The sequence below is a fragment of the Candidatus Sericytochromatia bacterium genome (assembly GCA_035285325.1).
GTDB lineage: Bacteria > Cyanobacteriota > Sericytochromatia > S15B-MN24 > JAQBPE01 > JAYKJB01.
On record JAYKJB010000084.1, the window covers coordinates 41,622 to 56,705 of the forward strand.

2 protein-coding genes are annotated in these 15,084 nt (G+C 70.0%); both read left to right on the top strand.

The window, feature by feature from the left end:
- The first annotated feature begins 1 nt into the window (after nucleotide 1).
- Nucleotides 2-7,141 carry an SDR family NAD(P)-dependent oxidoreductase gene (locus tag VKP62_11120; GenBank protein MEB3197743.1) on the top strand — a complete coding sequence of 2,380 codons (7,140 nt, stop codon included), beginning with the start codon at nucleotides 2-4 and terminating at the stop codon, nucleotides 7,139-7,141.
- 18 nt (nucleotides 7,142-7,159) lie between these two features.
- A partial coding sequence (locus VKP62_11125) for a beta-ketoacyl synthase N-terminal-like domain-containing protein (protein MEB3197744.1) occupies nucleotides 7,160-15,084 on the top strand: 7,925 nt, incomplete at its 3' end.

The window sequence follows — 15,084 nt, forward strand, 5'->3', positions numbered from 1 at the left end:
CATGCCCCGGTCTCCCCAAACGATGCCCCCGATCGCCGTTGTCGGCGTGAGCGCCCTGTTCCCTGGCTCGTCCGATGCCCAGGGGTTCTGGCGTGACATTCTCGCGGCGCGTGACCTGATCGGGGACGTCCCGGAATCCCACTGGCTGGTCGACGATTATTACGACCCGGACCCCAGCGCCAAGGACAAAACGTACTGCAAGCGGGGGGGCTTCTTGTCCGCCGTCGATTTCGATCCGGTCGAGTTCGGCATCCCCCCGAGCATCCTGCCCGCCACCGATACCTCGCAGCTGCTGGCGTTGCTGGTGGCCAAGCAGGTGCTGGACGATGCCACGCGCGGCCAGTTCGCGTCGATGGACAAGGAGCGCTGCAGCGTGATCCTCGGGGTCACCAGCGGACAGGAACTCTTCATCGAGATGGCCAGCCGCCTCCAACGCCCGATCTGGGTCAAGGCCATGCGGGAGGGTGGATTGCCCGAAAGCCAGGTGCAGGCCTTGGCGGAGAAGATGGCCGATTCCTACGTGCCCTGGCAGGAATCGTCGTTCCCGGGCTTGCTGGGCAACGTGGTCGCAGGGCGGATCGCCAATCGGTTCGACCTCGGTGGCACCAATTGTGTCACCGATGCGGCCTGTGCCAGTTCTCTCTCGGCCCTGGCGATGGGCATCAATGAACTGGTGCTGGGCCACTCCGACATGGTCATCACCGGCGGGGTCGACACCTTCAACGACATCTCGATGTACATGTGTTTCTCCAAGACGCCGGCGCTCTCGCCGACCGGGGACTGCCGTCCCTTCTCGGACCAGGCGGATGGCACGATCTTGGGAGAAGGCTTGGCCATGATCGCGCTCAAGCGCCTCGAAGACGCGGAACGCGATGGTGACCGCATCTACGCCGTCCTCAAGGGGCTTGGGAGTTCCTCCGACGGCCGCGCGCTGAGCGTGTACGCGCCCTTGTCCGCAGGGCAGGCCAAGGCGTTGCGCCGCGCCTATGACAGCGCGGGGTACGGCCCCGACACCGTCGAGTTGGTGGAGGCTCACGGCACCGGCACCAAGGCCGGCGACGCCGCTGAGTTCGGCGGCCTGCAGATGGTGTTCGATGAAACGCGCCGCGCCGACCGGCAGTGGTGCGCGCTGGGCTCCGTGAAAAGTCAGATCGGGCACACCAAGGCGACGGCGGGTGCAGCCAGTCTCTTCAAGACCATCATGGCCCTGCACCACAAGGTGCTGCCGCCCACCATCAAGGTGGAGCGCCCCAACCCGAAGCTCAACCTGCCTGAAACGGCCTTCTACATCAACACGCAAGCCCGGCCGTGGGTGCGTGGCAAGGACCATCCTCGCCGGGCGTCCGTCAGTTCCTTCGGCTTCGGCGGCAGCAACTTCCACGTCACCTTCGAAGAATATCGCGGCTCAGCCGAATCCGCGCCGCGCATGCGCACCCTGCCGACCGAGCTGGTACTGCTCTCGGCGGATTCCGCGACGGCCTTGCTGGGCGCGGCGGAGGCCTTGCTGTCCGGTGAGGCCGTGGAGGCCGCTCAGGCAGAGGGCATCGTGCGCTTTCTGGCGCATCGCACGCAGGCCACCTACGACGCGAACAAGCCCTACCGCCTGGCGCTGGTCGCCGCGGATGCCTTGGAACTCCAGGGCAAGCTGACGCAGGCCAGAGAGACCATTCAAGCGGCGCCCGACAGCCCGTTCGCGAATCCCGCAGGCGTCTACTACGGGGTGGGGGCCGCGGCAGGCCCTGTGGCCTTCCTGTTCCCCGGACAGGGCAGCCAGTACGTGGGCATGGGAGCTGACCTGGCCATGGCCTTTGACCGCGCGCGGATGGTCTGGGATCAGGCGGCCGCGATCGAGATGCTGGACCCCCTGACGGGCAAGCCCAGTCAGCGCTTGCACGACGTGGCCTTCCCCATTCCCGTGTTCGACGATGCCGATCGGGAGGCGCAGCAGGCGCGCTTGACGGCCACCGAATGGGCCCAGCCGGCGCTGGGCGCTGCCAGCCTCGCGACGCTGGCGCTGCTGCGGGCCTCCGGGCTTCGGCCGGCCAGCGTGGGCGGCCACTCCTTCGGGGAAGTCACGGCGCTCGCGGCGGCTGGTGTGGTCGAGGAACGGGCCGCCCTGCGGATCGCGCGGCGGCGCGGGGAACTGATGGCCAAGGCGGCCGCCGAGGGCGGTAGCCCGGGGGCCATGACGGCGGTGGTTGCCTCGGCGGCTGAACTGCGTCAGCACACCGAAGTCTGGGGCTTGCCCGTGGTGGTGGCCAATGACAACGGGCCCCGCCAGGTGGTGCTCTCCGGACCCCAGGAGGCCATCGTGCAGGCCGAGGCCAAGCTCAAGGCGGCTGGCTTGCGGGCCCGGCGCTTGCCTGTGGCGACGGCCTTTCATTCGCCGCTGGTGGCCCCCTCCGCCAAGCCGTTCGCCGATTTCCTGGCCGGCATCGAGTTCCGTCCCGCCTCCTTGCCGGTGATGAGCAATGCCGAGGCGGCCGCCTACCCGAAGGCCGACCCCGAAGGGCAGCGGGCGCTGCTGGCGTCGCAGCTGGCCCAGTCCGTTCGCTTCGTGGAGATGATCGACGCCATGTACGCGGCCGGTGCGCGGGTCTTCCTGGAGGTTGGCCCCGGGGCGGTTCTGACGGGCCTGGTCTCCGAGATTCTCAAGGGGCGCCCGCACCAGGCGATCGCCACGGACCGCCGCGGCCTTTCCGGCGTGACGGCCCTGTGGCATGCTTTGGGTCAGCTGGCGGTGGCGGGCTCCTCCATGGATTACATGCCGCTTTGGGAAGGCTTTGCCGTGCCGGTCGACCCCCGCGCGCGGAAAAAGCCTGCCTTCGCGTTGCCCATCACGGGCACCAACTACGGCAAGGTGTATCCTCCGCCGGGCGGAGCCGCCGCGTTGCCGCCTCCCAATCCGGAGCAACCTGAACGTTTCGACCCGCCTCCGACTCCCGTTTCCCCTCCGGTGTCCGCCCCAGCCGCGGCGCCCAGTGTGAGCGACCCGATGACGCATACCCCTTCGTCCCAAGATCCCGCCCTCACCGCCTTCGCGATGTACCAGCACGCGCTGGCGGAAAGTCACCAGGCGTATCTGCGGGCGATGGAAGCCTCCTTGGTGCAAACCCAGCTCGCCTACATGCGCTCGATCGAAGCCTCGTTCCAGGCTTTCGGGGGTCAACCTGTGGCACCGGCCAACTGGGCGCCCAGTCTGCCGGTCATGCCGGCCATGCCCGCGGTGCCATTTGCCGTGCCGCCCGTGCCGCCCGAGGCCTGGGCCGCGCATGTTGCCCCGCCGGCCGTTGCGGCTTCGCCCTCGGTGGTGTCGCCGGGCGGCGTCGCGGCGAGTTTGCCCGCCGCTGCGGTGGCTCCCGCCAGCCCGCCGGCCGCGGTGGCGCCCGCCCCCACTCCGGAACGGGTCGTGCCGCCGGCCGTGGCCGCGCCTGCCCTGCCGGTGGCTGCCGTATCGCCTTCGCCGGCCCTGCCGGCTGCTCCCCCCGCTGCTGCGCCCGCGGCCGCTGCCCCGGTGGCCGCGCCCTTGCCCGACCTGGAAGGGCTGATGCTGGCCGTGGTGGCGGACAAGACCGGCTACCCGGTCGAGATGCTGGAACTCGGAATGGCCCTCGAGGCCGATCTCGGCATCGACTCGATCAAGCGCGTCGAGATTCTCGGCGCCGTGCAGGAGCGCGTGCCGGGTCTGCCTGAATTCGACGCCGGCGAGATGTCGGCCATGAAGACCCTCGGGGAGATCGTCGATTTCATGCGACGGGGCCTGGGGGGCTCGCCGGCTGTCGCGCCTGCCGCCGTCGCGGGCTTGCAAGTGACCACTGACTTGCCCGCCGCCCCGCTGCCCGCTGCGGATGGCGCCGCAGTGGCGGCCCCTGGCCCCGACCTGGAAGGCCTGATGCTCCAGGTGGTGGCCGAGAAGACGGGCTACCCGGTCGAAATGCTGGAACTCGGAATGGCCCTGGAGGCGGACCTCGGCATCGACTCGATCAAACGCGTCGAGATTCTGGGGGCCGTGCAGGAGCGGGTCCCCTCGCTGCCGGAGTTCGACGCCGGTGAGATGGCGGCCCTCAAGACCCTGGGCGAGATCGTGGCCTTCATGCGCCGCGGGCTGGCCGGCAGCGGGGCAGCCCCTGCGGCCGTGGCGTCCGCTCCCGCATCGCCGCCCGTTTCCGCGGCCCCGGCCGCGGGCTCGTCGGCGCACTCCGCCGAGGCGATCGCCGCCTTGATGCTGGCGGTGGTGGCGGAAAAGACCGGCTACCCCGTCGAGATGCTGAATCTCGACATGGCCCTGGAGGCGGACCTCGGCATCGACTCGATCAAACGCGTGGAAATTCTGGGCGCGGTCCAGGAGCGCCTGCCTGGTCTGCCGGAATTCGATGCCGGAGAGATGGCGGCCCTCAAGACCCTGGGACAGATCGTCTCCCACATTGAGCGCCTGCTGGGCGGCGGGGCGCCGGACCCCGGCCCGGGCTCCGGGAGCGCGGCGCCGGCGCTGACGCCGGCCGCCCTGGACGCGACGGTTGGCCTCGCCTCGCCCGCGGAGGTCAGAACCCTGGTGCCTCAGGCGAGCGTCTCTCCGCCGGAGGCGCTCGCGCCGCCCCCGGACCTACCACCGCTCGAGCAGACTCCGCGGGGCGCCGACACGCCGCCTGCCGTCACGCTCCAGAGCCCCGACACGCCTGTGTCGGGGCCCTCTGCCGAAGAAGCCTCGGAACCTGCTGAGGCGCAGGCGCTTGCCTCGGTGTCCCCCCCCAAGGCTGCCAAGTCGCGCGCCAAGCGTGCCTCGCACGGGGCAGGTGATGCCTCGCCCTTCGGCTCGGCCTTTCGCGCGGGGCAGGGCGGCCTGCGGCAGGTCCTGCGACTCGAAGACGTGGCCCCGGGGGGCGATCGCCTCGAAGTGAGCGGCACGGCGCTGGTCGCCCCCGGCCAGGCCCCCCGCGAGCTGGCCGACGCCCTGGTGGCGGCGCTCGGTCGACAGGGGATCGAGGCTTCGGTGGGCGAGGAGCCGGGCGAGGACACCGGGTTGGTGATCTGCCTGCAGGCCCTGACCGATCAGGCCGGGCCGGAGACCGCCGCCGCCCTGCACCGTGACGTGCTGGCGATCGCCCGGGCCGTGGCGCCTCGCTTCGCCAAGCAGGGGGGCGTCTTCGTGACGGTCCAGAACACGGGCGGCGATTTCGGTCTCGGAGGCCAGATCGGGGAGCAGGCCTGGTTGGCCGGCCTGACGGGCCTGGTCAAGACGGCGGCTCACGAGTGGCCCGAAGCCCATTGCAAGGCGATCGACCTGTGGGAACCCGGTGCGTCGCCGAAGGCCGTGGCGGAGCGTCTGGTGGATGAGATCTTGCTGGGTGGGCCGGACCTGGAAGTGGGCCTGCAACGCGATGGCCAGCGCTTCGTGCCGGTCCTGGCCCACGCCGACGCCGATGTGGTCGCGGTGGCCCCCTGGATCGATCAGAACTCGGTGGTGCTGGCCTCCGGCGGGGCCCGTGGCGTGACGGCCGTGGCCCTGGAGGCGCTGGCGCGGGCGTGCAAGCCCAAGATCGTGCTGCTGGGACGCTCTCCTCTGATCGACGAACCGGAGGCCGTCAAGGGCCTGAAAGAGGGTGCTGAAATGAAGCGGGCCTTGCTGGAACTGGCCCGGGCGGAGGGGCGTCCGCTGACGCCGGCGGAACTGGGACGTCAGGTTTCCCAGATCACGGCGGCGCGTGAGGTGCGCGATACCCTCAAGGCCCTGCGTCGGGCCGGCTCCGAGGCGCTCTACCTGGAATTCGACGTGCGCGACAAGACCCAGGTGGAGGCGGCCCTGGCGCCGATTCGCCAGGCTTACGGCCCGATCACGGCAATCGTGCACGGGGCGGGCGTGCTGGCCGACAAGTTCATCGCCGACCTCACGCCCGATCAGTTCGACCGGGTCTTCGAAACCAAGGTCGGCGGCCTGCGCGCCTTGCTCGCGGCCACGGCCGACGACCCCATCACCGCCATCTGCATGTTCAGTTCGATCGCGGCCCGCACCGGCAATGTCGGTCAAGCGGCCTACGCCATGGCCAACGAGGTGCTCAACAAGGTCGCCCAGGCCGAGGCCGCGCGCCGGGGCAATCACTGCCTGGTGAAGTCGCTGAACTGGGGACCTTGGGCCGGCGGCATGGTGACGCCTGAATTGAAGGCCCACTTCGAGAAGCAAGGGGTCCCGTTGATCCCGCTGGCCATGGGGGCCCAGATGTTCGTGGACGAATTCCGCGTGGCGGAACCGGGTGATGTCGAGATCGTGCTCGCCGGACCGGCGGAGGGGGCCTCGCCGGACCCCTCCACCCATCTTTCGGTGCTGCTCGACCACCGCAGCCACCCCCAGATGGATGGTCATCGGATCCAGGACTCGCCCGTCTTGCCGGTGGTGCAGGTGCTTGACTGGTTCATCCGGGCGGCGGTCGATACGCGGCCGGACCTGGTCTTCTCCGCATTGAAGGACCTGAAGGTGCTGAAGGGCGTGCCGCTGGAGCGCTACCACGTGGGGGGCGATCGCTTCACCGTGCGCTGCAACGAGGCGGGCCAGGCCTTGCTGACCGAGATCGAGATGGAACTCCGAAGCGACGATGGTCCTCCCTTCTACCGCGGGACGGCCATCCTGACCAACCCGGCCAACCGCCTGGCGCCCCTTCCGCCGTTGCTGCCGCTGGAACTGGAGGCCTGTACCTGGAGCCACGACGAGATGTACGGGGCCATGCTCTTTCACGGTCCCTCGTTTCAGGTGTTGCGGACGATCGAGGGCGTCTCTCGCGACGGAATGGCGGCGACCATGGTCGGCCTGACCGAGCAGGGTTGGCCCGAAGGGTCTTACCAGACCGATGTGGCCGCGCTCGACGGCGGGCTGCAACTGGCGCGTCTTTGGGGGTACCACATGGCCAAGCGGCCCTCGCTGCCCACCTCCATTGCGGAGTTCCGGCGCTACGTACCGGGGCCGACCGAGGGGCCATTGCGCGTCGAGTTGCGCGGCCGATCCGTCACCAAGCACCGCACGCTCTCCGACATCCGTTTCGCCACACTCGACGGCTCGCTCGTGGCCGACATGCGCGGGGTCGAGATGCATTTCTTGCCGGAACGCAAGCAGCCTGTTTCGGCCGCTGCCGGTGAGCCCGTTGGGGCGTAGAGGGCAGAGGCGCTGACGATGTTGTTCCGGCCCATCGCCATTGTGGGTAGGGCGTGTGTTCTACCCGGTGCGTTGAATCCAGAGGGACTCTGGGACGTCGTGCGCCACGGTCGCGTGCTGACCGGACCAGCCCCGCGCAGCCGCTGGCGCTTGCCGGCGGAACAGGTGCTGGCCTCGGATGCGCCGGAACGCAGTTATCACGACCGTGGGGGCTATGTCACGGGTTTCGAATCGGTCTTCGACCCGCACGGCTTCGAGGTGCCGGCCTCGGAGGTGCAGGGCCTCGACGCCTTGACGCGTTGGGTGCTTCACACCGGGCGGGAGGCCCTGCGTGAGGTGCGGGGCGCGGCCGACCAGCGCGAGCGGGTCGGGGCGGTGCTGGGCAACCTGTCGCTGCCGTCTGAAGGCTTGACGGCCTTCGCGGAGCGCGTCTGGCTGGAAGAGCAGGCCGCCACGATCGGACTCCCGGCTGCGGCCGAACTGGCCGAGTTGCCGGCTCCGCCTGCCGAAGACCGTTTCATGAGCGGCTTCCCTGCCCTTTACCTGGCCAAGGCGCTGGGGCTTGGGGCGGGGGCCATCGCGCTCGATGCCGCCTGTGCCTCCTCGCTCTACGCCATCAAGCTCGCCTGTGATCGCCTGGCGGACGGCACGGCCGATGTCATGCTGGCGGGCGCGGTCAACCGGGCCGATGACCTGTTCCTGCATATGGGCTTCACGGCCCTGCAAGCGCTCAGTCCGACCGGTCGCAGCCGCCCCTTCCACCGCGCCGCGGACGGCCTGTTGCCCGCGGAGGGAGCGGCCTTTGTGGCCTTGAAGCGGCTCGAAGACGCCCAGCGTGACGGAGACCGGATTTTTGGGGTCTTGCGGGGTGTCGGCTTGTCGAATGACGGCCGTGCCACCGGCTTGCTCGTGCCGGACAGCGCCGGCCAGGAACGGGCCCTGATCGCGGCCTACGCGCAAGCCGGCTGGACCCCGGGCACGGTCGGGATGGTGGAGTGTCACGCCACCGGCACGGCGATTGGCGATGCGACCGAGCTGGCCACGCTCAGTCGGGTCTTTGCCGGTTGTCAGGACGTGCCGATCGGCTCGATCAAGGGCAATCTGGGTCACCCCATCACGGTGGCGGGTCTGGCCGGCCTGCTGAAGATTCTCGGGGCCTTCGAACATGGCCTGCGTCCGCCCGGAATTCCGGTGGATGACCCCAATCCGGCCCTGGCGGACACCCCCTTCCGCTTGTTGCAGCAACCTGACCCGTGGCCTGCCGGGCTTCCGCGACGCGCTGCCCTCTCAGCCTTCGGCTTCGGGGGCAACAACGCCCACCTGCTGGTGGAGGCGTGGGAGCCGGACGAGTCGGCCGTCGCCCCCTCGCCGGCGCCGCAGCCGCCCCTGGGGGCGATCGCCGTGGTGGGGCTCGGGGCCCGCGTCGGGGATGGCGACGGTCGCGACGACTTTTTGCACGGCCTGTTCGGCGAGTCAGGACCGCTCCCGACGGCCCGGGCGCTTGAACTGCCCGCCCGCCAGCTGCGCTTTCCTCCGGCGGACCTGCTGGCTGCCCTGCCGCAACAGCTGTGGGTCCTGGCCACGGCGGAGGAGGCCGTGGCCGAGGTCCAACCCGTGGCTCGCGAGCGGGTCGGCACCTACGTCGGCATGCAGTGTGACCCGGCGATCGCCCGTTATGGATTGCGTTGGCGGCTCAAAGGCTGGCTCGACCAGTGGGTGCGGCGGGGGGAGGTGGCGCCCTTCGCCGATGCCTGGCTGCTCGAGGCCAAGGATCAGGCGAGCCCGTCTCTGACGGCCGCCGGCGTGCTCGGAACGCTTCCCAACGTCGTGGCCAACCGGCTCAACAGTCAGTTCGATTGGGGCGGTCTCGGCTTTGCGGTGTCGGCCGAGGAACTCAGTGGGCTGGCGGGTCTCGACCTCGCCTGTCGGGCCTTGCGGGCTCGCGAACTGGATATGGCCGTGGTGGGGGCGGTTGATATGGCCACCGACCCGGTGCAGGCGCGGGCGGCGCAGGCGTGTCTCCCCCCCGACCGCCATCGCCCCGGTGATGCCGCGGTGGTGCTGGTCCTGAAGCGCCTGGCGGATGCCGAAGCCGCCGGGGATACCATCTGGGCCGTGCTGCCGGATGGACTTTCCCGGGCCCGTCCGGATTGGAGCCTGGCCCTGGATGAGGCGGAGAGTGCCCTGACGCGGCGATTCGGTCACGCGCACGCGGCGTCGGGCCTGCTGCACGTCGCGGCGGCCGTGGCCGCCTGTCACCATCGGGTGCGCCCGCTGGCCGATGGGCCGGGGGTGCCGCTGCTCGCGGCCAAGGACCCGGTGGTTCAGGTCACCGTGACGGGCATGGCCGATTCCCGGGTCCAGCGCCTGGTCGCGGCCGTTCCCCAGGCCACGGCCCGACCGGTCGTGCTGCGTCCCCTGCCGCGTCTGTACACCTTTGCGGGCCAGCACCGGGCGGCCTTGCGGGCGGCCTTGGCGGCTGGTTCCCCGGCCTCCGCCGACGCGGTCGGGCCGGATGACGGTCCCTTGCGTCTGGTGCTGGTGGCGTCGGATGAGCGGGAATTCGCGCAGCGCCAGGCCCGCGCGCTGACCTGGCTGGATGCCGAGGAGGATCTGTCAGCCCCCCGCATGCCGCTGCCCGAAGGCCTCGCTTTCGCGCAGGCTCCCCTCGGCGGGGAGGTGGCGGCCCTGTTCGGCGGGGCGGCCAGCGCCTATGCCGGCATGGGGCGGGAGTTGTTCATGGCCTTGCCCGAACTGGGCGAGGGACTGCGGGGCGCTTTCCCGGGGGTCGGGGACGCGGCGGGTTGGATGTTCGATGAGCGTCGCACGGGCATCACCCCTCTGGAGAAATTGTGGGGCGCGTCGGCCCTGGCCCAGGCACATGCGGTCGTGACGCGGCGGATGTTGGGGATCCCCTTCCAGGCCACGCTGGGGTTGAGTTCAGGCGAGACCAATGCGCTGTACGCGTTCGAAGCCTGGCACGATATGGGAGCCCTGCGCCAGGAATTCGAGGCCGCCGAAGTATTTACCCGTCACCTCGGCGGAGCCTGCGAAACCCTGCAGACGGCCTGGCAAGGCATGGGCCTCTCCCATACCGCCTGGGCCAACTGGCGCGTCTCGGCCACGGCGGATGAGGTGCGCGCCCTGTTGCCTGACGTGCCCTTTGTTTCCTTGACGACCATCCTGGGGCCCAAAGACGTCATCATCGGCGGCCTCCCCGAGGCCTGTCGTCGTCTCATCACGGCCCTCGGTGGGGTGGTCGCGCTGCCGCTGGAGTACGATGTCGCGGTCCACAGCGAAGAGGTTCGCCACTATGCCGATGCCTGGCGGGCCTTGCATCGCCGCCCGACCTCCCCGGTGCCGGGCGTGAGGTTTTACACCCACGCCACGGGTCGCTGGTACGAACCCACGGCCGATTCCGCGGCCGACGCCTTGCTCGGGCAGGCCCTCAAGACGATTGACTTTCCGGCCCTGGTTGAAGCTGCCTATGCCGATGGCGTGCGGGTGTTTGTCGAGCACGGTCCACAGGCCGGGCTGGCGCCGCTGGTGCGGCAGATTCTGGGCGACCGCCCGCATCTGGCGGTCTCGCTCGATATGCAGAGCCAGCCCTCTCTGCGCCAGCTGGCCAACGCCTGTGCCGCGCTGCTGGCGGCGGGGGTGCCGGTGGATTGGCCGGCCTTGTGCCGGCGCTGGTCCCCAACTGGTGTCGCCGCCACGCCGCCTGCAGGTCCTGCCATCACCTTCCTGGCCCATCGCCCCCCGCTGGCCTGGTCCGCGCTGCCGCGTTCGGCTGGCGAGGGGCGCGTCCGACTCGACATGCCGCAGGCGCCGGCTCTGCCTAGCGTGCTGGGGCACTGGTCTCCCCGGGAACTGCCCAGGGTCGACGCTGCCTCGGCCGGGCGACCCCTCGCCGTGCCACCCGTCGACCCGCCGGCGCCCGCTTCAGCCGAAACGCTCGCCCGGGAGGCCGCTTCGGCCCCCGCGTCCTTGCCTGCTGCTCAAGTGGCGAAAGACCTTCCGCCGAGCCGGGGAGAACCGCCCCCGACCCGCCCCACGGGAGGCCTGGTTGAACCAGGTCTGTCCGTGCCCCTGAACCCGCCCGTCCCGCTTCCGATGCAGGCCCGAACCCACGTGACCCAAACGACTTCCTCCGCCACTCCCGCCTCCGCCACGCCCCCGGCGGCTCCCGTCACGGGGACCGCTCAGGATGCCGCCTATGCTTATTTCCTGGCGCGGCAACGCGAAGCCCAGGTCGCCTATGCCCACTTGCTGGCCCAGCAGGCCGCCGTGCACCAACAGTACCTGAACCAGTCGAGCCTGGCCTTCCAGGCGCTGGTGCGGCGCCTGCAGGGAGGCGGTGTGGCCGGCCAGATGTCAGTTTCTGCGCCGATGTCCGTGCCGCTGACGGCCCCTTCACCGTCGCTCGGCGCGTGGCACGCACCGGCCACTCCCGCCCTGCCGGTCGACCGTCCGGTCTCCTCGCCGGAGCCGGCGGCGTTGGCGCCCGCCGAGTTGGCCCCCGAGGAGCGGGCCCCCGTGGCGCCCACGGCGATCGCCTCCCCTCCCGCCGCGCCTGCGGCCGAGCCTGCTGCGGGCCTGCCCGTCGGGTCCGCCAGCGGGGTGGCCACGACCCCCGGCCTGCCCAACGCCCCGGTGGTGCGCCCCCAGCCGGCGGCTGCTCAGCCCGCAGTGGCGGCTGCCTCTACCGCCGAGGCCGCCGTCTCGCTCTCCTCGGCGTCGATGCCGGCGCCCTCGGCCCCGCCTCGCTCGGTGCTCCCGGCCGGTCGCGCGGAGCGCGACGTGCCCAGCGGCCCGAGCTTCGACCGGCAACAGCTCGAAGTGCTGGCCTCGGGCAAGATCTCCGACGTGTTCGGGCCCTTGTTCGCCCAGCAAGACGGCTTCCATCGCCAGGTGCGCATGCCGGAACCCCCACTGTTGCTGGCCGACCGGGTCACCGGCATCCGCGGGGAGGCCGGCTCGATGAAGACCGGCACCATCTGGACCGAGACCGATGTGCGCTGGGATTCCTGGTACCTGCATCAGGGCCGCATGCCGGCCGGCATCATGGTCGAGTCGGGTCAGGCCGACCTGCTGATGATTTCCTGGCTGGGTGCCGACTTCCTCAATCGCGGGGAGCGGGTCTACCGCTTGTTGGGATGTGAGCTGACCTACCACGCCTCGCCGGAAACCGGCTACGAGGTCCTGCCCAAACCGGGGGAAACCCTGGTGTACGACATTCACGTGGATGGTCACGCCAAGCAAGGCGACGTGCGCCTGTTCTTCTTCCATTACGACTGCAACATCGGGGGACATCCGCGTCTGACCGTGCGACACGGACAGGCCGGCTTCTTCACGGATGAAGAGCTGGCGGGCTCCAGCGGGGTCCTGTGGGACCCGCTCGAGGCCATGCCGGAGGGCGGCCGGGTCGATGCCCCGCGTGCGCTCTCCAGCAAGCGTCGTTTCGAACTGGCCGACATCGAGGCCTTTGCGGACGGCAATTTGCTCGAAGCCTTCGGTGCCGGCTTTGAAGCCGCGCTCTCTCACGTGCGCTCTCCGCGCATGTCCGGCGGCGCCATGCGCTTCTTCGACACCGTGACCGATTTCGATCCGCAGGGCGGCCCCTGGGGCCGCGGCTATCTCCGCGCCACGGCCGACGTGACGCCGGACGACTGGTTCTTCAAGGGGCACTTCAAGAACGATCCGTGCATGCCGGGCACCCTGATGTTTGAGGGTACCCTTCAGACGATGGCCTTGTATCTCTCGGCCTTGGGCTTCGGCCTCGACAAGGATGGCTGGCGCTTCGAACCGGTGCCGGAGGCCACGTACCACATGCGCTGTCGCGGTCAGGTCACGCCGGCTGCCCGGCATCTGGTTTACGAGGTCTTCGTCGAGGAACTCCACGATGGCGAATTCCCGACGCTCTGGGCCGACCTGCTGGTGACGGTGGATGGCCTGAAGGCGTTTCACTGTCGTCGCATGGGCTTGCGGCTCGTGCCAGGCTTCCCCATGGAGGCCGAACAAGACCGCATGGAGGTCGTCGACCGCGGTGCGGTGGCCGTGCAGGACGGCTTCGCGTTCGGGCAGCGCTCGCTCTGGGCGTGTGCCTGGGGCAAACCGAGCATGGCGTTCGGGCCGCAGTTCAAAGGCTTCGATGCCGGCAAGCGGCTGCCGCGCCTGCCTGGGCCGCCGTACCATTTCATGACCCGCATCGCCTCGCTCGACGGGCAACTGGGGGAACCGCGCCTGGGCTCCACCATCGTGGCGGAATACGACATCCCGTCCGATGCCTGGTATTTCCAGGAGAACGGCCATCCGACCATGCCGTTCGCGGTGCTGCTGGAGGCGGCCTTGCAGCCCTGCGGCTGGTTGGCGTCATTCGTGGGAACGCCATTGCGGGCCGAGCAGGAACTGTTCTTCCGCAACCTGGACGGCACCAGCACCCTGCGCCGGGAACTCGCGCCGGACGATGGCACCCTGGCCACCCGGGTCACCTTGACCAAGTCGGCGCAATCCGCCGGCATGGTGATCGTCGGCTTCGACGTGCGCTGCACCCTGCCGGCTCAGGATGATGCCCTGGTGTTCGAGATGAACACGGTCTTCGGTTTCTTCCCCGGTGCGGCGCTGGCCAGTCAGGTGGGGATTCCCCCGACGCCTGAGGAAGCCGCCGTGCTCGTCGAACCGTCGGATTTTCGGGTGGACCTGCTGCGCGAGAGCCGTCGCTATCGGGCACCGGCGATCGCCACCGACCGCTTGCGCCTGCTGGACCGTGTGACGGGCTGGTGGCCGGAGGGGGGCCAGGCGGGCCTCGGCCGGGCCAGGGCCGAGAAGGATGTCGATCCGGGCCACTGGTACTTCAAGGCCCACTTCTTCCAGGACCCCGTGCAACCCGGCTCGTTGGGGCTCGAGGCCATGATCCAGTTGTTGCAGATCGCCATGGTCGAAAAAGGTCTGGCTGCCGGCGTGCGCCACCCGCGCTTCGAGTCGATCGGGGTGGATCTGGCCCTGACCTGGAAATACCGGGGGCAGGTCGTGCCCACGGCCCGCACGGTCGTGGTGGAGTTGGAATTCACCCGCATCGGCGAGGACGAGCGGGGCGCCTACGCCGTGGCCGACAGCTGGCTGTGGGTCGATGGCATGCGCATTTACGGGGCTACGGGCCTCGGCATGCGGGTGGTGGCGGGGGATCCCCCGCCCGTGCGCGACGGGGTGGACGAGGCCGCCTTCCGGGTGGCTCGCAACCGGCTCGCCGCCGATGCTCCCCAGGCAGAGGGCGGACCTGCCGAGGAACTGGGAACGAACCCGGAACTCACCGCGTCGCTTTACGCCGAAGACGCGGCAGCGGCAGAGCCCACTGATCTCGCGGTCGGCCAGCGCGGCCCGGACTCAAGCGCGGAAGGCGCCACGGGCGTGTCTGAGCCAGCTTCGGATTCCGAAGAGGAATCCGCTGGGCCTGTCAGTACCGCCCCCCCGATGGGGCCGGATGACGAGGAACTCGACCCTGAGCGGGACACCTGGCTGCAGGACCACAAGCCGACCTACGTCTTGCCGGTGCTGCCTTTCATGTCGCTGCTCGATCGCATTGTCGGGGCGGCCAGGGCGTTGCGCCCACGGGCGCACGTCGTGCGTCTGACCAATGTCCAGGTGCTGAAGTGGGTGGCGTTGCCGGGGGGCACGCTGCGTTTGCGACGGGCCGTGGAGACGCAGGATGACGGCACCTTGGCCGTGACGATCTCCCGCTGGTGGGACGCGCCCAACCCGGTGCTGTCTCGGTTCGAGCCGGTGGCCACGGCCACGGTCGAGATGGGCGAGGATTGGCTGGAGGCGCCGGCGGCCTGGCTGCCGCCCGATGACGCGCAGCCGCAGACCCTGCCCTACGCGGATGGAGAGATGTTCCACGGACCGGTCTTCCAGGTGATGGAAAGCTGGGCCCTGGGCAGCTACGG

What these genes read in the sequence shown, in the direction of transcription:
- VKP62_11120 (MEB3197743.1), top strand. Translation starts at nt 2, where the DNA reads ATGCCCCGGTCTCCCCAAACGATGCCCCCGATCGCCGTTGTCGGCGTG.